Source organism: Bradyrhizobium stylosanthis (assembly GCF_001641335.1).
Lineage (GTDB): Bacteria > Pseudomonadota > Alphaproteobacteria > Rhizobiales > Xanthobacteraceae > Bradyrhizobium > Bradyrhizobium stylosanthis.
Map to the genome: position 1 here is coordinate 825,998 of NZ_LVEM01000004.1, position 19,672 is coordinate 845,669.

At 64.7% G+C, this 19,672-nt stretch carries 16 protein-coding genes; 5 read left to right on the plus strand and 11 right to left on the minus strand.

All coding sequences use genetic code 11. The annotated features are described in order from the left end of the window. Nucleotides 1–318: 318 nt before the first annotated feature. From A7X65_RS30300 to A7X65_RS30310, 3 genes are all read left to right on the plus strand, one after another. Nucleotides 319–684 carry a nuclear transport factor 2 family protein gene (locus tag A7X65_RS30300; protein WP_063692204.1) on the plus strand — a complete coding sequence of 122 codons (366 nt, stop codon included), beginning with the start codon at nucleotides 319–321 and terminating at the stop codon, nucleotides 682–684. A gap of 397 nt (nucleotides 685–1,081) precedes the next feature. After that, nucleotides 1,082–3,043, plus strand: a complete 1,962-nt coding sequence (locus A7X65_RS30305; RefSeq protein WP_063692205.1) for a putative bifunctional diguanylate cyclase/phosphodiesterase — start codon at nucleotides 1,082–1,084, stop codon at nucleotides 3,041–3,043. Nucleotides 3,044–3,164: 121 nt separating this feature from the next. Next, nucleotides 3,165–3,911: a cupin domain-containing protein gene (locus tag A7X65_RS30310; protein ID WP_245323940.1), complete on the plus strand. Its 747-nt coding sequence runs from the start codon at nucleotides 3,165–3,167 to the stop codon at nucleotides 3,909–3,911. A 17-nt stretch (nucleotides 3,912–3,928) separates the two neighbouring features. Here A7X65_RS30310 and A7X65_RS30315 read toward each other — a convergent pair whose 3' ends face one another. The 4 genes from A7X65_RS30315 to pgm all read right to left on the minus strand — a co-directional run bounded on the left by A7X65_RS30315 (nucleotide 3,929) and on the right by pgm (nucleotide 8,670). Then, nucleotides 3,929–4,909, minus strand: a complete 981-nt coding sequence (locus A7X65_RS30315) for a PDR/VanB family oxidoreductase (protein ID WP_063692207.1) — start codon at nucleotides 4,907–4,909, stop codon at nucleotides 3,929–3,931. 10 nt (nucleotides 4,910–4,919) lie between these two features. Continuing rightward, nucleotides 4,920–5,681: a GntR family transcriptional regulator gene (locus tag A7X65_RS30320; protein ID WP_063692208.1), complete on the minus strand. Its 762-nt coding sequence runs from the start codon at nucleotides 5,679–5,681 to the stop codon at nucleotides 4,920–4,922. Nucleotides 5,682–5,686: 5 nt separating this feature from the next. Then, complete coding sequence (locus tag A7X65_RS30325; protein ID WP_063692209.1) at nucleotides 5,687–6,736, minus strand: aromatic ring-hydroxylating dioxygenase subunit alpha; 1,050 nt, start codon at nucleotides 6,734–6,736, stop codon at nucleotides 5,687–5,689. A 287-nt stretch (nucleotides 6,737–7,023) separates the two neighbouring features. Further along, nucleotides 7,024–8,670: a phosphoglucomutase (alpha-D-glucose-1,6-bisphosphate-dependent) gene (gene pgm, locus A7X65_RS30330; RefSeq protein WP_063692210.1), complete on the minus strand. Its 1,647-nt coding sequence runs from the start codon at nucleotides 8,668–8,670 to the stop codon at nucleotides 7,024–7,026. Nucleotides 8,671–8,969: 299 nt separating this feature from the next. Between pgm and A7X65_RS30335 the strand changes: the two genes are divergently transcribed. Then, entirely contained in the window at nucleotides 8,970–10,103 is a 1,134-nt protein-coding gene (locus A7X65_RS30335) for a dienelactone hydrolase family protein (protein WP_063692622.1), read from the plus strand. A 5-nt stretch (nucleotides 10,104–10,108) separates the two neighbouring features. On the opposite strand, the gene A7X65_RS30340 is transcribed toward A7X65_RS30335, so the two are convergent. After that, nucleotides 10,109–10,924, minus strand: coding sequence for a response regulator transcription factor (locus A7X65_RS30340; protein ID WP_063692211.1), 816 nt, complete (start codon nucleotides 10,922–10,924; stop codon nucleotides 10,109–10,111). A gap of 500 nt (nucleotides 10,925–11,424) precedes the next feature. On the opposite strand from A7X65_RS30340, the gene A7X65_RS30345 reads away from it, so the two are divergent. Beyond that, nucleotides 11,425–12,273, plus strand: a complete 849-nt coding sequence (locus A7X65_RS30345; RefSeq protein ID WP_063692213.1) for an MBL fold metallo-hydrolase — start codon at nucleotides 11,425–11,427, stop codon at nucleotides 12,271–12,273. Between the two features lies 1 nt (nucleotide 12,274). Here the strand turns inward: A7X65_RS30345 and A7X65_RS30350 are convergent, their stop codons facing one another. The 6 genes from A7X65_RS30350 to A7X65_RS30375 form a co-directional block, all read right to left on the minus strand. Continuing rightward, on the minus strand, nucleotides 12,275–13,165 hold the full coding sequence (locus A7X65_RS30350) for an aldose 1-epimerase family protein (RefSeq protein ID WP_063692215.1): 891 nt from the start codon (nucleotides 13,163–13,165) through the stop codon (nucleotides 12,275–12,277). A 133-nt stretch (nucleotides 13,166–13,298) separates the two neighbouring features. Then, on the minus strand, nucleotides 13,299–14,612 hold the full coding sequence (locus A7X65_RS30355) for a UDP-glucose dehydrogenase family protein (RefSeq protein ID WP_063692217.1): 1,314 nt from the start codon (nucleotides 14,610–14,612) through the stop codon (nucleotides 13,299–13,301). Nucleotides 14,613–14,936: 324 nt separating this feature from the next. Continuing rightward, the gene (locus A7X65_RS30360; protein ID WP_063692219.1) at nucleotides 14,937–15,947 is read right to left on the minus strand and encodes an NAD-dependent epimerase; all 1,011 of its coding nucleotides are present in this window, start codon (nucleotides 15,945–15,947) and stop codon (nucleotides 14,937–14,939) included. A gap of 134 nt (nucleotides 15,948–16,081) precedes the next feature. Then, the gene (locus A7X65_RS30365) at nucleotides 16,082–16,780 is read right to left on the minus strand and encodes a hypothetical protein (protein ID WP_063692221.1); all 699 of its coding nucleotides are present in this window, start codon (nucleotides 16,778–16,780) and stop codon (nucleotides 16,082–16,084) included. Between the two features lie 67 nt (nucleotides 16,781–16,847). Further along, nucleotides 16,848–19,061, minus strand: coding sequence for a polysaccharide biosynthesis tyrosine autokinase (locus tag A7X65_RS30370; RefSeq protein ID WP_063692223.1), 2,214 nt, complete (start codon nucleotides 19,059–19,061; stop codon nucleotides 16,848–16,850). A 6-nt stretch (nucleotides 19,062–19,067) separates the two neighbouring features. Beyond that, nucleotides 19,068–19,565 (minus strand): hypothetical protein, encoded by a 498-nt coding sequence (locus A7X65_RS30375; RefSeq protein WP_063692224.1) that lies wholly within the window; start codon nucleotides 19,563–19,565, stop codon nucleotides 19,068–19,070. Nucleotides 19,566–19,672: the final 107 nt, after the last annotated feature.

Genomic DNA, 19,672 nt, shown 5'->3' on the forward strand with positions numbered 1-19,672 from the left:
AGCTCGCTGCACCTCTCCCGCTTGCGGGGGAGGCATAGGCCGCCTTCGGCGGCCGTCCCCTTAGAAACGCCGAGGCGCCGCCTCGGCTATGGCGAAGCGCCGGGTGGGGGCTCTCTCCTCTTGGGGGTCCTTCCTTGCGGAGACACCCCCACCCCAGCCCTCCCCCGCAAGCGGGAGAGGGAGCAGACCTCCATCGTGGACACACCGCGATCTGATCTCGTGATGCTCTAATCGAATTCGTCTCGTGCCACCAGTTGACTTTTCGACTACCAGTCGGTATTTACCGACTATCAGTCGGTTTTATCTGTGAGGTGCGCCATGCCCAGCCGTGACATCGTCGAAGCGTTTGCGAAGCGGTTGGAGGACGGCGACCTTGTCGGCGCGATCGAGCAGTTCTACACGCCAGATGCGGCGACCTATGAGAACAACGCGGCGCCGACGGTCGGGCGGGAGAAACTGGCCGCGAAGGAGCGCGGCGTGCTGGCCGCCTTCAAGGAGGTCAAGGCCGTCCGCATCGGGCCGAGCCTGATCGAGGGCGACAACGTCGCCTCCCGCTGGATCTTCAGCTTCACCAACGCCGAAGGCGTCACACGCACGCTGGAGGAGATCGCCTGGCAGACCTGGCAAGGCGACAAGCTGATCGAAGAGCGGTTCTACTACGACCCCAAGCAGCTCGGGCGGTGAGGCCTCCCCAAAAACAGATGTCATCGCCCGGCTTGCCGGTTCCGCTAAAGCTTCGCCAGCCGAGCAGCTTTGTGAGCCCGGCGCAGCTTTAGCGGAGACGGGACCGGGCGACCCGGTATCCCAGCAGCGCCGGTGAATGAGTCGACAAGCCGCGGCGTACTGGATGCCCCGGTCAAGCCGGGGCATGACAGCGGAGTGAGTAGCGAACATCGTCCTGCCGTTACACCGGTGACGCCAATGCCGGGCATTTGTATCGATTTGTTATCGATACTGCGCACGAACACGCAGAAGTGGTCACGGCGAACGTGGTGAACGGGGATAATTCATAGTTCGTCAAAGGTTTGCGGCGAATTCTCGCGATCGCGCCGGACCAACCGCCGTGCTGCCAGGCTTTGAAATGCGGACTCAACTGACCAGCTATGTCGCGCGGCTGTTCGCCGGCGATCTGTCGGCGTTCGGCGGTCCCGCAACGGACGAAGCCGTGGCCGGCCACATCCGCGCCGAACAGATGTCGCTGGTGCTCGGCTATTCGGTCGGCATCATGCTCGCCAACGCCTGCAACGCCGTGGTGCTTGCGATCGCGCTGTGGCATTCGCCCGACTGGAGGCTGGCCCTGATCTGGGCCGTGCTCGTCGCCGGCGCCGCGATCGCGTTCGGCGTGCAATCCCACGCCTCGCGCCGGATCACCAAGCCGCAATTCGTCTCGCGTCGCGCGATGCACCGGCTGGTGCGCAACGCCTTCGTCCTCGGCACCGCCTGGGGCTTCGTACCGGTCGCCTTCTTCGCGGACGCCTCCTCCGGCGGCCAGCTCGTGATCACCTGCCTCTGCTCGGGCATGCTGGCCGGCGGTGCGCTGGCCTTCGCCACCATCCCGATCGCGGCCATCGCCTTCACCGCCCCGATCTTCGCCGGCATCGCGATCTGCCTCAGCCGCGACGGCGATCCCGCCTATGTGCTGGTGGCGATCCTGGTCGTGGTCTACGGCACCGTGCTGCTCCGCGCCGTGTTCGTCTATTCCTTCACCTTCGCGCGCCGCGTGATGCGGCAGATCGAGGCGGAGCGTACGGTGCGGCAGGACCCGCTGACGCAACTGCCCAACCGCTTCGCCTTCAACGAGACGCTCGATGCCGCCTTGAAGCGCCTTGCCCTCTCCGGCGAGGAGTTCGCGGTGCTGTTGCTCGATCTCGACCGTTTCAAGGAGGTCAACGACAAGTTCGGCCATCCCGCCGGCGACGAATTCCTGATGCAGGTCGCAAACCGGCTGCAGCGCTGCACCCGCGCGGCCGAGCATGTCGCGCGCATCGGCGGCGACGAGTTCGCGCTGGTGATGGCCAATCTGGCGCGGCCCGAGGATGCGCTCGAGATCGCCGAGCGCTTCGTCGCCGCGTTCACCGAGCCGTTCCAGATCGAGGGCCGCCAGATCTCGGGTGCGACCAGCGTCGGCATCGTGCTGGCACCGCGCGACGGCAACACCGCGCTCGACATCATGAAGAACGCCGACGCGGCGCTCTACCGCGCCAAGAAGGCCGGGCCGGGCTCGGTGTGTTTCTTCGAGCAGGCCGACGACAGGCTGTCCCGCGACCGCAAGGCGCTGCAATCCGACCTCGAGGGCGCCGTCGCACGGAACGAGCTGTTCCTCGTGTTCCAGCCGTTCCTCGAGCTCGGCAAGAACAGGATCACCGGCTTCGAGGCGTTGCTGCGGTGGCAGCATCCCACGCGTGGCCTGGTGCCGCCGAGCGAGTTCATCGCCATCGCCGAGGAGACCGGGCTGATCCACGAGATCGGCGAATGGGTCATCCGCCGCGCCTGCGCGACGCTGGCGGACTGGCCGGAAGACATCCGGGTCGCGGTGAATTTCTCGGCGGCCCAATTTCACAACACGGCCATCCTGCAGACCATCGTGCAGGCGCTCGCCGATGCGAAGGTGTCTCCCAGCCGGCTCGAGATCGAGATCACGGAATCGATGCTGCTGTCGAAATACGGCTCCGCGGCGTCGATCCTGAATGCGCTGCTGCAGCTCGGCGTCACCGTGGCGCTCGACGACTTCGGCACCGGCTTCTCGTCGCTCACCTATCTGCGCAAGCTGCCGTTCAGCCGCATCAAGATCGACCAGTCCTTCATCCGCGACATGCTGGTGCAGCGGGACTGCGCCGCGATCGTGAAGTCGGTGATCTCGCTGGCGCGCGACCTCGACATCGGCGTCGTCGCCGAAGGCGTCGAGACCGCCGACCAGCTCGAATATCTCAGGCAGACCGGCTGCGACGAAGTGCAGGGCTATCTGATCAGCCGGCCGGTGTCGGCCGATAACGTGCTCGCGCTGCTGAATACGCGGAAGCTTCGGGCGATCTACGCGGCTTAGGCCGCCGGGTCGTCATCGACACGCAACCATCCCCAGACCAAAGCCGAATAGCGTCGCAACATCCACGCGCCTAGATTGAACGTGTGAAGGCAGGTTGTCGGCGGCAAACAGGGGATACCGCATGATCAGCAGCTTCCTTTGGCGCGTGTGGCAACGGCACAAGAAGAACACCCGGGACTTGGACGGGGCGGCGCCGTCTGCCGAACATTTCGACGACAGGCATCGGCGGCACATGCTGCAGGCGCTGTCCGCGCTGGTGGCCGGCGGTGCGCTCGGCGGAATGTCGCACCCGGCCGAAGCAAAGGATTCGAGCGATCTGCCGCCACCAAAACGTGCGCTGACCGGCCGCGATGACGCCGGCAAATCGATCTTCAAGTCTTTCGACGTGACGCCGAAGGTGGTCGAGATCGATGCAAATCCCGGACTGACGTTCTACGAACTGTACATGACCGAGGGCGTGCCTGATCTCACCGGCCGCGAGCCGGACCCGATGTTGAAGGGCACGAAGGCCTTCCCGGGCCCCGGTGGCACGATGTTTCGTCTCATCTCGTATCCGCCGAAGCGTCCCGAAGGCTGGAAGCCGCCGGCCGGCGTCACTTTCGAGAGCGGGCTTCGCGAAATGTCGGAGAAGATCCCTGCCATGGGCGACCATTTCGAGCGCGGCACGCCGGGAATGCACACGTCTGATACCATCGACTACGGCGTCGTCGTTCGCGGCGAGATGACGCTGGAATTGGACGACGGGCAGAAAATCCATCTGCGTCAGGGCGACTGCGTCGTGCAGAACGGCACGCGCCATCGCTGGCGCAACCCACTGCCGGAGCCCTGTCTGATGGCGTTCATCTCGGTCGGCGGAAAGCGCGCCTGAGACCTGAGCAAGCTCGGTCAGACCGCGTCCGCGCGCAGCAGCGTGTCCACCGTGATGGTGCCCCGCGCGCGGGAGACGCAGGCGCAGATCTTCTCGTTGCTCTGCTTCTGATGGTCGCTGAAGAAGACGTCGCGGTGGTCGATCTCGCCGTCGACCGCGACCACGTCGATGGCGCAGAGGCCGCATTCGCCGCGCTTGCAGTCGTACATCACCTCGTGACCGCTGGCATTGAGCACATCCAGCATCGAGCGCTCCCGCGGGATCTCGAGCTCGACATCGGAGCCCTTCAGGCGCACGCGAAACGTTTCGGTCGGCAGCGAGCCGCTGGAGCCGAAGGTCTCGTAGCGGAGATCGGGAAGCGGATGGCCGGCGCCGATCCAGGCATGGCGCGCGGCATCCAGCATCCGCATCGGGCCGCAGAACAGCGCCAGCGCGCCGCGCGGCAACGCGGCGAACAGCGCGTCGAGATCGAGGCGCCCGCCTTCGTCGCCGGCATGCACGACGAGGCGCTCGCCGAGCATCCCCGAGAGATCGTCGAGATAGGCCGCCTCGGTGCGGGAGCGCACCGCATAATGCAGGGTGACATCGGCTCCGCGCCGCGCCAGCGCCTGCGCGGCGCCGAGGATCGGCGTGATGCCGATGCCGCCGGCGATCAGGCAATAGTTCTCGCGCGCCCAGTCCACCGCGAGCAGCGAGGCGGGCTGGGTGATGTCGAGCCGCGCCCCGGGGCTAAGCTGCCACATGTAGCGCGAGCCGCCGCGGGAATCCTCGGCGCGGCGCACGGCGATGCGGAGGCCGTGCGGCGAGACCTCGCCGACCAGCGAATAGGAGCGCGTTTCCGGCATTCCGTCGATGGTCACGCTGACATTGATGTGGCTGCCGACCGGATAGGCGGCGCCGTCGAACTGATCGGGCCGGATCAGGAATTCGCGGATGCCGGGCGCAAGGTCGCGCGTCGAGACCAGCGTCGCCGGGGTCCAGGTTTCGATGAAGCGCATGGCGATGCCCTCAGTCGGTTGCGGTCTTGATCAGCGCGAGCGCCGGCAAGAGGTCGAGGTGGGTGCGGTTGCGCAGCGCGAGCCGCAGATTGCGCACCGCAAGCCGCGCATGCTCGCGCATGATGGCTTCGGCGCGGGCGCCTTCGCGATTCTCGATGGCGTCGATGACGACGCGGTGATGCTCCTGTCCGATGATCAGGATCTGCTGCGCTTCCGGCAGCGCCGACTGCGCCATCACGAAGCCGCTCGGGGAGGCAAACGGCAGCGCCGAGGCGCGGTCGATCTGCCGGATCAGCGGCGCGCTGCGCGACAATTCGGTGAGCACCGCGTGGAAGCGCGCATTCAGCGTGACGTAGGACGAGAAGGCATCGACCGAGATCGGCACCTGGCGCAGCAATTCGTCGATCGCGGCCGAGCATTCCTTCAGCGGCTCGAGCTCGCGCGCGGAGACGCCGCGCTCGGCGGCAAAGCGCGCGGCGAGGCCCTCCAGCGTGCCGCGCACCTCGATGGAATCGGAGATGTCGCGCTCGGAGAACGCCTTCACCATGAAACCGCCGGAGGGGATGGCTTCGAGCAGGCCCTCCTCCTCCAGCCGCACCAGCGCCATGCGCACCGGGGTGCGCGAGGCGCCCGTGGTCTCCACCGCCTGCAGCTCGGAGATGCGCTCGCCGGGGCGCAAGGAGCCCGCCAGGATCTGGTCGCGCAGCGCGAGCTGCGCCTTCACGGTCTGCGAGACGGAGCGATCGACCTCGCGCTCGGGCGCTGCTTTCACCTGCCCTACTCCGCGGCCTGAAGGCGCGGCGGCGGGTTTTCCTTCGCCACCATCTTGTCGATCAGCTTGCGCGACCACATCGCGCCGGCGTCGATGTTGAGGTTGTAGAACACGCGATCGGGATTCTCGTCCATCGCGCGCTGCTGCGCTTCGAGGATCAGCTCGTCCTCGTGGAAGATGCCGGAAACGCCATCGCGGATCTCGGTGGTGATGCGCTGTTCGCCGATCTGGTAGTTGCGGACGAAGGCCCAGAAATAATGGCAGGTCTTCTCGGTCTCCGGCGTGATGGTGTTGAGCACGAAGCCGTTGACGCCCTGCGAGCGGTCGCCTTCCGGCGCGCCGGTGCCCGTCGGCGCGACGCCGACGTCGATCGCGATGGTGCACGGCGCCTCGAAGCGGATGATCTGCCAGCGGTCGACGAGGCCGGACTTGCCGAGTTGTTTCGCCCAGAACGGCGGCGCTTCGATGCCGCGCATCCAGCGCGTCACCGTCACGGTCTTCTCGCCATGGGTGACGTCGAACGGCGCTTCGGCGACCGCGTCGTTGCCGATGGAGGAGCCGTGCACGAAGGTCTCGTGGGTGAGATCCATGAGATTGTCGAGCACGAGACGGTAGTCGCAATTGACGTGAATGGTCTTGCCGTCGCCGGCCCAGGCCGGATCGTGATTCCAGTGCATGTCGGGCACCAGCGCGGGGTCGGCCAGCGCGGGATCGCCCATCCAGAGCCAGATGTAGCGGTGACGCTCGACCACGGGATAGGCGCGCACGCAGGCCGACGGATTGATGGTCTCCTGCGAGGGCATGAAGGTGCAGCGGCCCTGCGCGTTGTACTTCAGACCGTGATAGCCGCAGACGACCGTGTCGCCTTCGAGCCGGCCCTTCGACAGCGGCACCAGACGGTGCCAGCAGGCGTCTTCCAGCGCGGCCACCGAGCCGTCGGCCTTGCGATACATCACGATGTGCTTGCCGCAGATCGTGCGCGGCAGCAGCGCCGGCTTCACGTCCGCGTCCCAGGCGGCGGCGTACCAGGCGTTCATGGGGAAGGGCTTGGTCATCAGTCTCACTCCCGCGGCTTATGTATGCGTTGTGTATACAATAACGGAGGGATGGAATCGTTCAAGCGATAAAATACCTTACGATAATACCTATACTGAAGATAATGTATACATGATTATCGCGAAACAGCTTAGCGTTGACCTCTCAACCAGCGTCATGGCCAGGCTTGTCCCGGCCATCCACGCCTTGTCTCGCAGCGCTAAGAACAGTGGATGCCCGGGACAAGCCCGGGCATGACGACCTCTCGTGAATACTCGGACGCGGTTGTTCTGCCCTTCAGGGCGCCTTACGCCCGGAACACCTTCGCGAGCCCCGCCTGCGCCTCCTCCTGAATCCGCTTCAGGTGCTCGGTGCTGCGAAAGCTTTCCGCATAGATCTTGTACACATCCTCCGTCCCGGAAGGCCGCGCGGCGAACCAGCCGAAATCGGTCTCGACCTTGATGCCGCCGAACGGCTGGCCGTTGCCGGGCGCCTTGCTCAGCGTCGAGCGAACCGGATCGCCGGCGAGATCCTTCAGGCCGAGCTGCTCGGGCGTGACCGATTTCAGGATGTTCTTCTGCGGCCCGGTCGCCGCAACGTCGATGCGCGCATAGTGCGGCACGCCGAGCTCGGCGGTGAGGTCGTTGAACAACTGGCTGGGATCGCGGCCGGTCTTCGCCATGATCTCCGCGGCGAGCAGGCCGAGGATGACGCCGTCCTTGTCGGTGGTCCACACCGTGCCGTCGCGGCGCAGGAACGAGGCCCCTGCACTCTCCTCGCCGCCGAAGCCGAAGCTGCCGCCGACGAGGCCATCCACGAACCATTTGAAGCCGACCGGCGTCTCCACCAGCTTGCGGCCGAGCTTTTTCGCGACGCGGTCGATGATCGAGCTCGACACCACGGTCTTGCCGATCGCGGCATCCTTGCCCCAGTTCGGCCGGTGCGCAAACAGATAGGAGATCGCGGTCGCCAGATAATGATTGGGATTCATCAGGCCGCCGGTGCGCGTGACGATGCCGTGGCGGTCGGCGTCGGTGTCGTTGGCGAAGGCAACGTCGAAGCGGTCGCGCATGCCGATCAGGCTGGCCATCGCATAGGGCGAGGAGCAGTCCATGCGGATCTTGCCGTCCCAATCCACGGTCATGAAGCGGAAGGTCGGATCGATCGCCTCGTTCACGACGGTGGCCTTCAGGCCATAGCGCTCGATGATCGGATGCCAGTAGTGCACGGCGGCGCCGCCGAGCGGATCGATGCCAATATTGATGCCGGCGGATTTGATGAGATCGAGATCGACGACGTTGCCGAGATCGGCGACGTAGGGCGTGATGAAGTCGTAGGGGTGAACGTTTGCGGCCTTGCGCGCTTTGGCGTAGTCGATGCGCTTCACGCCCTTGAGGCCGTCGGCGAGATAGGCGTTGGCGCGTTTCTCGACGATTCCGGTCACGTCGGTATCGGCCGGGCCGCCATGCGGCGGATTGTATTTGTAGCCGCCGTCCTCGGGCGGATTGTGCGAGGGCGTGATGACGACGCCATCGGCCAGGCCAGACGTGCGCCCCTTGTTGTAGGTGAGGATCGCGTGCGAGATCACGGGCGTCGGCGTGTAGCCGCCGTCCTTGTCGATCATGATCTCGACGCCGTTGGCGGCGAACACCTCGACGGCGCTCGCCAGTGCGGGCTCGGCCAGCGCATGCGTGTCGATGCCGATGAAGAGCGGGCCGGTCAGCCCCTTTTCCTTGCGGTAATCACAGATCGCCTGCGTGGTCGCGAGGATGTGGCCCTCGTTGAAGGTGTTCTTGAACGAGGTGCCGCGGTGGCCGGAGGTGCCGAACGCCACCCGCTGCGCGGGGTCCGCCACGTCGGGCTTGCCCGCGAAATAGGCCGTCACCAGCCGTGGAATGTTGGTGAGCGCGTCCGGCGAGACCTGCTTGCCCGCCGCGGGATGAACATCAGCCACTGGAAAGATCCTCGTCTGTCGTGAGTGCGGGACACCATAGCATCGGGAGAGCCCCCGCCAAATGCACAACACGCGCGAGGGGGAAGGCGTTCCTTGGGTGTGACGACGCTACAACCTCCGCTGTCGTCCTGACGAAAGCCAGGACCCATACCGCGAGGTCCATCCATGGCGTTCGGCAGCCGTACCGACCACGAACCTTCGCCAAACGACGGCTTGGGGTAATGGGTCCTGGCTTTCGCCAGGACGACTCTGGAGATCATGCTATGGTCCTCACCACCGAGGCCCCGTCGAATCGTCGCATGATCCTTCCGCGAAACCTGCTTCTGCTGATCGCCGGTCTCGTCATGGCCGGTGCGCCTGCAATGGCCGCGGAGTTCTACACCGAGGATCTGCGCATTCCGATGACCGAGGCGGGGCCGCAGGGGCTGGAGGCGTTCCTGGTGCGTCCGGCGGGGACGAAGCGCTATCCGCTGGCGCTGCTCAGCCACGGCTCGCCGCGCAAGTTCGACGACCGCGCAGGAATGTCGGCCCACAAATATTACGGCCTCGCGCTCGAATATGCCCGGCGCGGCTTCGCCGCGCTGATCGTGATGCGGCGCGGCTACGGCACCTCGCCCGGCGGCCGCGTCGACAGCGTCGGCGGCTGCGCCAACGCCGCCTATCTGCCGGCAGCGGCGGTTGCGGTCGCGGATCTGCGTGCCGCGATCGACGCGATGGCAAGGCGGAGCGACGTCACGACATCGGGCATGATCGCCGCAGGCCATTCCGCCGGCGGGCTCGCGACCGTCGCGCTGACGGCGCAGGCGCCGGCGGGTCTCGTCGCCGCGATCAGCTTTGCCGGCGGCCGCGGTTCGCGCGACGACGACGACGTCTGCAACGAGGATGGACTGGTGCAGGCCTTCGCCACCTTCGGCAAGACCTCGCGCGTGCCGATGCTGTGGGTCTATGCGGCCAACGATTCCTTCTTCGGTCCCGATCTTGCGCGCCGGCTCTATGACGGGTTTCGCAAGGCCGGCGGTAACGCGAAGTTCATCGCCGCGCCGCCCTATGGCGACGACGGCCACTATCTCTACTCGGTCGCCTCGCGCCCGCAATGGACGCCCTATCTCGACACCTTCCTGCACGAGCGCGGGCTGAACCACGACATCCTGAGTCCGCCCGATCCCCTGCCGCCGCCGAGCCAGCTCAACGAGGCCGCGCGCGCCGAGTTCGCGCGCTATCTCGCCAGCATGATGCCGCACAAGGCGTTTGCGGTGTCTCCGAACGGCGGCTACGGCTGGCGTTCGGGGCATACGACCGCTGAAGACGCCCAGCGCGATTCCCTCAATGCCTGCATGAAATGGTCGGCGACGTGCACGCTCTATGCGGTCGACGACCGGCTGGCCGGACCTGCGCAGAAGCCCGCGGCGGACCAGAGCGCCCGCGCGCGATAAGACTCTTAGAGGCGCTCGCTGAGTGCGAGCTTGTAGCCGACGCCGGTGACGGTCGCGATCACGGGCGTGCCGCTGCCGACGAGCTTGCGCCGCAGCCGCGCCACCAGCGCATCGACGGTGCGGATGTCGACCTCGGCCTGGCGGTTGCTGACGACCTCGATCAGATAGTCGCGGCTGAGCGGCCGGCCGTCGGCGCCGACCAGCGCCGCCAGCAGGTCGAATTCGGCGCGCGTCAGCGCCACCGGCTTGCCATCGGCGCCGAGCAGCTCGCGCCGCGTCAGGTCGATGATCCAGTCGCCGAAGGCGATCGAATTGTGGTTGCGCGCTGCCTTGCGATCGATCGAGCGCCGGCGCAGCACGCTGCGTGCGCGCGCGAGCAGGTCGCGCAGATTGATCGGCTTGGTGACGTAGTGGTCGCCGGCGATCTCGAGGCCGAGAATGCGGTCCACGTCGGTGTCGCGGCGGGTCACGAAGATGATGCCCGCGTTGTTGGTCGCCTGGATTTCCTTGGCAAGCTCGAAGCCGTCGCCGTCGGGCAACTGCACGTCGAGGAAGACGAGATCAGTGCGCGAACGCAGCGCCTGGCGGCACTCCGCGCACGAGCCGGCGCCGACGACGTCGAAATTGTTCTCGCTGAAATAGCCGACCAGCATGGTCCGCGTCACCGGATCGTCTTCGACAACGATCAGCCGCTCGCGGCCCGCCGGGCGCACGTCCTGACGTGAAGCATCAGCCACGATGTTGGATGTCCTGTGTGCGGGCGACCCGGTGTGAAAAGTCACGCTGTCGCGCAACGCATTGTCTTGTGAACGTACATTCACAGCTGGTTCGAGCCCCCGAAATTGCCTGCCGAATATTAGGCGTGTTGTGCAGCCCGAACAATATTGTTCACGGTATTGCCGCATTAAGTATGAATTGCCCCACATTTCTCATCCGGCGCATCATCATGCAGGCGCGCCTCGCAAAGCGCCCGCGAGAGCGGGCTTCATACCGCCCACCCCGCACATTCGTCATTTTATACAACCTCTGGCTATCAAATTTTTCGGATTTTTGGGAACGACGATGCGCCGCGGGCTCGCCGGGCGTGATGACGAGCCACCTTCGGCAATGCGGGCGCGCGAACAACCATCGCGTCGACCTCGGCTCATGTGCGGTTGAAATGCTGACCTGTTCGACATCGTCAGGGCCACGACGAAGTAGCCTGGCATGGACGCGACGCGCAAAAACCAGCGCGCTACGCAAGTTCTACATCCGCTTGCCTCGCCGCCGCCTTCGACTTTACTCTGTGCACTCAAAACATCTGCGCGCTGGAGTGAGCGCCATGGAAGTCATATTGCTCGGCACCGGCGGTCCGCGCCCCGACCCACGCCGCATGGCGACGACCACGCTGATCAGGCTCGGTGACGAGAACATCCTGTTCGACGCAGGCCGCGGCGTCATGGTGCAGCTCAGCAAGGCCGGCGTGCCGCTCGGCGCCATCAACACGGTCTTTCTCACCCATCACCATTTCGACCACATCGGCGACCTCTACGACGTGATGCTCAATTCCTGGATGCATGGACGCAAGGACGAGCTGCGCATCTACGGACCGCCGGACACCGAACGGCTGGTCAACACGCTGGTCACGCAGGTCTACGACAAGGACATTGCCTGGCGGGATCAGGGCGAGCCGACCTTCGGCGGATGGAAGCCGGTCGTCGCAACCGACATCATTCCGGGTCCCGTTCTCGACACCGGCCGCTGGAAGATCAGCGCCGAACTCGTCTCGCATGGCGACGGGCTCGACATGTCGCCGGCGTTTCTGGCGCGCTGGATGTGTCTCGGCTATCGCTTCGAGGCGGAGGGAAAGGTCATCGCGATCTCCGGCGACACGGTCCCCTGCCCCGGCCTCGAGCGGCTGGCCGAAGGCGCCGATCTGCTCGTCCAGGTCTGCTTTCTCGCAACGCCCGAGATCAACAACGAGCATCTGCGCCGGCTGGCGAAATACACGATCGCCTGTGGCGACACCGTCGGCAAGGTCGCGGCCAAGGCCGGCGTGAAGAAGCTCGCGCTGACGCATCACCGTCCCCGCACCGACGATGCCATGCTGGACGCGCTGCTCGCCGATATCCGGCGGGATTATTCCGGTCCTGTCGTACTCGGCGAAGACCTGACGCGGATCGAAGTCTAACTCAGGACGATGCGACCTCGATCCGGAACGACAACCGCTCTTCGGCGCCGGGCGCGATATGCATCAGGCCGGGCTTGTCGCTGAACTCGCCGTCAAAGCCGGCGGGACTGGCATGGCCACGCCACGGCTCGATGCAGAGGAACGGCGCGCCCGACGGTTTCGACCAGACGCCGAGCTCGCGAAAACCCTGCCATGACATTTTCAGCGAGGGACCGGCGGCTGCGCCCTGCCCGGCCGCGTAGCGCACCGAATGGCTCTCGATCCGGTCGAAGAGGATCGCATCATCGACGAACAGGGAGTCGGATAAGGCAAGTGACGCGCCCTGGACCGGGCTAGGCTCAGGTGTTCCACGCAGCAGACCGCCGTCGAGACGGCGAACGGGAGAGGACTCCGCGTTCGCGAAGGTCAGCGCATAGCTCTCCTTCGCCGCGCCAGGCTGGAGCGGCCAATTGAAGGCGGGATGACCACCGAGCGACGCCGGCAAGGTTTCGCTGCCGGTGTTCGCGACCGTGAGCGAGAGATCGAGACCGGTCTCGTCGATCGTGTAGACGGCCGTCAGACGGAACGCGAACGGATAGAGCGCCCGCGTCGTCTCGTTGTCCTCGAGCACGAGCACGCAGCGGCTTTCGCCGCGCTCCGCCCAGCGAAAGCGGCTGTCGCGCGCAAAGCCGTGCTGCGTCATGCGGTACGTTTTGCCCCGATGCCGCAATTCGTCGTTGGCGAGACGTCCGACGATCGGAAACAGCAGCGGCGCATGGCGCGGCCAGGCCGGCGCGGCCTGCCAGACAAATTCGATCCCGGCGTCGCTTCTCAGCGAGCACATCTCGGCGCCCTGCGCCTTGACGGTCGCAGAGAGGCCACCGCTGCGGATCGTGTGCGTGTCGTCGGTCATGGTCATCTCCATGGAAGCAGCGAGGCTGACGAAACCAAGCGTGGGTCGCCGCGCGCGGCCCGATCATATCGCATCAGAAACGATTTCGCCCGCCCCAGGACGAGGCGGGCGAAGCTCAACTGAAACGGCTTGCTCAGGCCTGCGGTGACCGTCCGACGCTATCGTAGGTGAAGCCGGCGGCAACCATCTCCTCCGGACGATAGATGTTGCGGAGGTCAACGACGACGGGCTGTGCCATGACGCTCTTCAGCCGATCGAGATCGAGCGCGCGGAACTGTACCCATTCGGTGACGATGACGAGTGCATCGGCACTTTGCGCGCAGGAATAGGCATCCTCGCAATAGGTGATGTTCGGCAGCTCGCCCTTGGCCTGCTCCATGCCCACAGGGTCGAACGCTTTCACCTTCGCACCCATGTCGATCAGACCGGTCACCAGCGGGATCGACGGAGCGTCGCGCATGTCGTCGGTGTCGGGCTTGAAGGTAAGGCCGAGCACGCCGATGGTCTTGCCGCGCAAGCCGCCACCGAGCGCCTGGCTCACCTTGCGGGCCATCGCGCGCTTGCGGTTCTCGTTGACCGCCAGCACGGATTCAACGATGCGCAAGGACACGTCGTAGTCCTGCGCGATCTTGATCAGCGCTTTGGTGTCCTTGGGGAAGCACGAGCCGCCAAAGCCGGGGCCGGCATGCAGGAACTTGGTGCCGATGCGGTTGTCGAGGCCAATGCCGCGCGCGACCTCCTGCACGTTGGCACCAACCTTTTCCGAGAGATCGGCGATCTCGTTGATGAAGGTGATCTTGGTCGCGAGGAACGCGTTCGCCGCGTATTTGATCATCTCCGCGGTGCGGCGCGCGGTGAACATCAGCGGCGCCTGGTTCAGCGACAGCGGACGATAGATGTCGCCCATCACCTTGCGGCCACGCTCATCGGAGGTGCCGACCACGACGCGATCCGGAAACTTGAAGTCGCGGATCGCGGCGCCCTCGCGCAGGAACTCCGGATTGGAAGCGACGACGACGTCCGCCTTCGGGTTGGTCTCGCGGATGATGCGTTCAACCTCGTCGCCGGTGCCGACGGGCACGGTCGACTTCGTCACCACGACGGTGAAGCCAGACAGCGACTGCGCGATCTCCTTCGCGGCAGCATAGACGTAGGACAAATCGGCATGGCCGTCGCCGCGGCGCGACGGCGTACCGACCGCGATGAAGACCGCATCAGCGTCCGCGACCGGCTTCGACAGGTCGGTGGTGAAGTCGAGCCGCTTGGCCTTCACGTTGGTTGCGACCAACTCGTCGAGGCCGGGCTCGTAGATCGGGATCTCGCCACGGTGAAGGGCTGCGATCTTCTTCTCGTCCTTGTCGACGCAGGTGACGTCGTGACCGAAATCCGCAAAGCAGGCTCCGGACACCAGTCCCACATAGCCCGTTCCGATCATCGCGATTCGCATGAAAAACTCTTTCCGTTGAAGACGGATGTTCCACTGAACACCCTAGACATTTCTCTATCAGGCCGCACGCACAACATTAGGGCACGCTGCTTCGCTGAACGAACAAACCTTAGCCGCATCGCGTGACAGGAATTCCGGACATCTTTTTGAATACGGGACATGCAATTGTGCATTCTACGTATGCGAGAGAAGTGCCGGATATGCGCGCGTTCCAAGTCGAGGCGCGTCTTCACACTCGCTGAAGATCACCGGTGATCAGGCACGCAAGAACCACGGCACGAACGGAGGTTCACGGACGGCGCACAAGCTGCGCCGATTGCGGACTCAGAGGTTGTGATACTTGCGATACCACGCGACAAAACGGTCGAGCCCGTCCGCAATGGACGTCGACGGCGAGAAGCCCACGTCGCGCTGGAGAGCGGAAATATCGGCGCGCGTTTCCAGCACGTCGCCCGGCTGCATCGGCAGCAACTGGCGGATCGCGGGCTTGCCGATGATCTTCTCCAGCGTTTCGACGAACTCGAGCAGCTTGACCGACCTGTTGTTACCGATGTTGTAGACGCGATACGGCGCATAGCTCGACGAATTTTCGGGCCGCTCCGCGTTCCACGCAGGGTTCGGCGCCGCCGGCCGGTCGAGCGTGCGGATCACGCCTTCGACGATGTCGTCGACATAGGTGAAGTCGCGCCACATGTCGCCGTTGTTGAAGATCTTGATCGGCTCATTGGCGAAGATCGCACGCGTGAACAGCCAGGCGGCCATGTCGGGCCGGCCCCACGGACCGTACACGGTGAAGAAGCGCAGGCCCGTCACCGGCAGCTTGTGAACATGCGCGAAGGTGTGCGCCATCAGCTCGTTCGCCTTCTTGCTGGCGGCGTAGAGGCTGACGGGATGGTTCACCGAATGCTCGGTCGAATACGGCAAAGTGCGGTTGGCACCGTAGACGGAGCTCGACGAGGCATAGACGAGATGCGCAAGGCCATGGCGACGGCCGGCCTCGAGCACGGTGACGAAGCCGTCGCAATTGGCGCGGATGCTGGTGATGGGATCGTCGATCGAGGCGCGCACACCGGGCTGCGCCGCCAGATGCACGACGCGATCGGGCGAGACCTCATCAAAGACACGCGTCACCGCGGCGAAATCGGCCAGATCGATCTCGTAGAACTTGAACCCTGGACGGTGCTCGAGCGTTGCGAGGCGCGCGTGTTTCAGCGCGGGATCGTAGTATGGCGTGAACGCATCGATACCGACGACTTGTTCTCCGCGCGCGAGCAGACGCTCACACACATGCATGCCGATAAAGCCGGCAGCGCCGGTCACAATCACAGGAGCCATGATCAACTCGTCGCTTCGTCCTTACCGCACTGCAATGCCAGACTGATACGTCCGAAGCAAGGCTCGGATTTCGGCAGTTTCGTGCACGGCAGCATCGGGGCGCCGGCGCTTCATGCGCGACAGGAAACCTGCCACTAGCCGCGGACGGGATTGCCGGGCTCGGCGAAGCACGCATGCGTAATGCGCAGCCCGCGGCTCTCGGCAAAGCGACGGAAGATGAGCCTCACCTCGACCGGATCGGTGCACATGCCCTCGAGCAGCACCGCCTGGGTTGCTTGCGATGCGGCTTGATACATCAGAACCGCGGTCGGAAACAGACGAGCGCCGATAATGTCGTCGAAATCGGCGCGGGTCTGCCGCTTGAGGTCGTCAGGCAGGAAGCCGTAGGCACGCAGCGCCAGCGGCGCGCGGAACAGCTGAACCCAGATCTCGTGCGGCCCGAAACGATAGGACTGGGTGAGATAGGAAATCGCGGTCGGGCCAAAGCCTCCGGCCCGAATCTCGACCCAGTACAAGGCCAGCCATGCGATCGATTCCGAGGGCGAGCATGCGATCAGTTGCTTCGCCGAGCGCGTCACGTTCTGCAGGCTCGCATCGAGCGCGTCGATGCTGCCGGATTCCAGGTGATTGCTCAGGAGCCGCAGATTGATCAGGAGCAGGTTGCGGCGCTGCCTCGCGTCGCAAAATACGATTGAGGCGTCCTCGTAGCGGGACGCAATCCGTTGGAGCACCTCGTTGTCGTAGTTCTCACCGCGGCTCAGACGCGCGGCGAGATCCTGCAACGTGGGACGGAACGTATAGCTCGCGACCGACAGCAGCCAGACCAGCGCCATTGCGGCGACGACGACGTTGACGACGACCGCAAATACCGCAGACGGGCGGCGGGTCCCCTGCTTCCGATCAGGCCTGCTCGACGTAATAGTCGGAATAGTGCCGCCCCTTGTACGACTCGATGCGCTTCAGCGTCTTCGGATTGGCGCGGTTCAGCACGATACCGACGATCTTGCTCCGGAACACTTCGAGATCGAGGATGGCCTCGTTCACCGCCGCACGGCGGGTCTTGCCCCATTCGACCACATAGACGATGGCGTCGACCAGATGGCCGGCGGCCTTGGCGTCCGTCACCGGAAGCACGGGAGCGAGATCGACGAAGATGTAGTCGTACTTCTTCTTCGCCACCTTGAGGAAATCCGACATCGACTGGGACGACAGCACATCGGCCGAATTGACCAGCCGCGCCCGCACGACCGACGGCAGGAAGTTGAGGTTGGATTGCCGGTCGACCTGGATGTGGTGCTCGAACTGCGCGGGATCGGCGAGGGCCTCGACGAGACCGGACTTGGCGCCGGGGGCGAGCTTCCGCGTCAGGGACTGGGTGTGCAGATCGCCATCAATCAGCAGCGTGCGATGCCCGGCGAGGGCAGCCAGGTGCGCGAGATTCGCGGCGACGGTCGTCTTGCCCTCCTTCGGGAGCGAGGAGACGACGGCAATGACGTTCGTTTCCCTGGTCAGGCGCGACAGGTCGACGGCGGTCTTGATGTTGCGCAGCGTTTCGGCGAATCGCGAGAACGGATGTTCGAGCGCGTATCGCGTCAACGCCGCCCCGCGCACGTCCGAGGACGACCCATCCGCGGCGTCGGGGCGAAGCTCCGGCAGGGTGCCAAGGCACTGCAGCGCCGTCTCGGCCTCGACCTCCGACGGCGTGCGCAGCACTTCGGTCAGCATTTCCTTGCCGACGGCACCGCCGAGGCCGAAGCACAGGCCTCCGATGAGGCCGCCCAGGAGCAGCAGGCCCGTCTTCGGCCAGCTCTTCTTGTCCGCCTTCTGGGCCGTGCTGATGATTCTGGCTTCGCTGATCGGGAAACTCTGGTTCTGCGTCGCTTCCTGCAATTGCTGCAGGAAGTTGTTGTACAGCGTCCGGTAGGTGTCGGCGGCGCTCTCCAGATTGCGCAGCTTCACCTGGGCCTGGCTGGCGCTGCCGGATTGGCTCACGAGCTTGTTGAGATCCGCTTCCAGCGAACTCTCCCGGCTGCGCGCGATCTCGTAGTCGCTCTTGTAGGCGTCGGCGATGCGCTTGACCTCGTCCTTGATCGCCCGCCGCAGTTCCTGCATGCGGGACGCCAGGTTGACCGAGGCCTGGTGGTCCTTGCCGTACTTGTTCGACCAATCGGCATACTGGGCGGCGAGATCGAGATATTGCGCGCGCAGTCGCGTGATCACGGTGTTGCTGAGCGCGTCCGTCACGGTCGGCTGAGCCAGATCCTGGTCCGTGATCGCGTTGATTCGGTCGAGCCTGGCCTTGGCTTCCGCGGTGCCGGCGCGCGCCTGGATCAACTGGGTGTTGACGTCGGAGAGCTGCTGCTCGTTCATCAAGCCCTTGCTCGTGCCGACGATGTTGTTCTCGGCCTTGAAGGTCTGGACCGCCCGATCGGCCTCCATCGCCTGCTGCTGCAGCTCGGCGCTTCGCCGTTGCAGCCATTCGCTGGCCCGCTTGGTGGACTGATACTTGGCTTCAAGGACGCTGGTCATGTACGCGTCCGCCAAGGCGTTGGCGATCTTCGCTGCCTTCTCGGGCACCGTCGAGCGGAACGACATGGTCAGCACGTAGGTGACGCCGACACGCTCCACCTTCAGATTCTTCTTGAGGCTGGCGACCACCATCCGCTTCACGAAATCCTTGGATTCCGGCTCGCCGAGACCGAGCAGATTGACGATCGTCCCGACGACGGAGGAGATCATGTCCGGCTGGGTGTATTCGGGATCGCTGGTGAGGTTCAGCGAATCAACGACCGAGCGTACCAAATCGTCGGACGTGAGAATTTCGACCTGGCTCTCGACGAAGCCGGGATCGATCAGCGTGCTGTTCGCCGCGTCAGTCGACTTGTTCAGAACGGCCTGACGGGTATCGACGAGGATGCTGACGGAACTCGTGTAATAAGGTGTGGCGGTCAGCGCATAGGCCACCACCACGGCCAGACACACGCCCACGACAGAGGCGATCAACGGCCACTGCCGACGAACGATGTCGAGCGTCCGCTCGAAGGTCAACACGGCCGTGTTGAGCGGCAACGACGAAGATTGTCCGGCGTCGAAGGTATTTCGCGGCTGATACATGCTGCTCTATCGCGGCAATTCGAGAGGAAGCGGGACGGGGGCGAACGGATTGCCGACATCCATGTTCCATTCTCCCTCAAATAAAGAGTTGGACTGGGGGGCCGGCTTGCTCTGTGACGAAATCTGAACAGGTGCGTCGCTCTCGATCGACGCATAGCCGGCACTCACCGACGAGTCCTGCAACTTCCGGACGTAATCGATAATGCTCTGCACGACTTTGGGCTCGATCGGGCCACAATGCTGCGCGGCCCGAGCCATGCCGCGTCCAATTGCCGACCGGCTCGACTCCGGAGCCAGCGACACCAATTTCCCGATCTGCGGGAGCAGATCGGGATCACTGGCCAGATATTCGGTGACCTTGCCTTCAATCTTGGTCTTGTCGTTCTTCGCGTATTTCAGGACATGCCCGGGATCGGCCGAGAAGAGGCGAAGCTCGACAGGCGGAGTCCTGAGCAGCAACGGCAAACAGTGTGCCGTCGCAGACGACACACTGGCCAGCGTCACGCACGCCACGGCTAGGATTGATCGTGCCAGGATCGGAGCACGCGAATGAAGGCCCAACAGGCGACTGCGGTCTCTACGAAGCACTGGGTCTCACCGTAGTTAAAGGA

Coding starts and splice junctions, on each gene's coding strand:
- A7X65_RS30335 (WP_063692622.1), top strand. CDS start 8,970: ATGATCCTTCCGCGAAACCTGCTTCTGCTGATCGCCGGTCTCGTCATG.
- A7X65_RS30300 (WP_063692204.1), top strand. CDS start 319: ATGCCCAGCCGTGACATCGTCGAAGCGTTTGCGAAGCGGTTGGAGGAC.
- A7X65_RS30370 (WP_063692223.1), bottom strand. CDS start 19,061: ATGTATCAGCCGCGAAATACCTTCGACGCCGGACAATCTTCGTCGTTG.
- A7X65_RS30310 (WP_245323940.1), top strand. CDS start 3,165: ATGATCAGCAGCTTCCTTTGGCGCGTGTGGCAACGGCACAAGAAGAAC.
- A7X65_RS30360 (WP_063692219.1), bottom strand. CDS start 15,947: ATGGCTCCTGTGATTGTGACCGGCGCTGCCGGCTTTATCGGCATGCAT.
- A7X65_RS30365 (WP_063692221.1), bottom strand. CDS start 16,780: ATGGCGCTGGTCTGGCTGCTGTCGGTCGCGAGCTATACGTTCCGTCCC.
- A7X65_RS30325 (WP_063692209.1), bottom strand. CDS start 6,736: ATGACCAAGCCCTTCCCCATGAACGCCTGGTACGCCGCCGCCTGGGAC.
- A7X65_RS30350 (WP_063692215.1), bottom strand. CDS start 13,165: ATGACCGACGACACGCACACGATCCGCAGCGGTGGCCTCTCTGCGACC.
- A7X65_RS30355 (WP_063692217.1), bottom strand. CDS start 14,612: ATGCGAATCGCGATGATCGGAACGGGCTATGTGGGACTGGTGTCCGGA.
- A7X65_RS30315 (WP_063692207.1), bottom strand. CDS start 4,909: ATGCGCTTCATCGAAACCTGGACCCCGGCGACGCTGGTCTCGACGCGC.
- A7X65_RS30305 (WP_063692205.1), top strand. CDS start 1,082: ATGCGGACTCAACTGACCAGCTATGTCGCGCGGCTGTTCGCCGGCGAT.
- A7X65_RS30345 (WP_063692213.1), top strand. CDS start 11,425: ATGGAAGTCATATTGCTCGGCACCGGCGGTCCGCGCCCCGACCCACGC.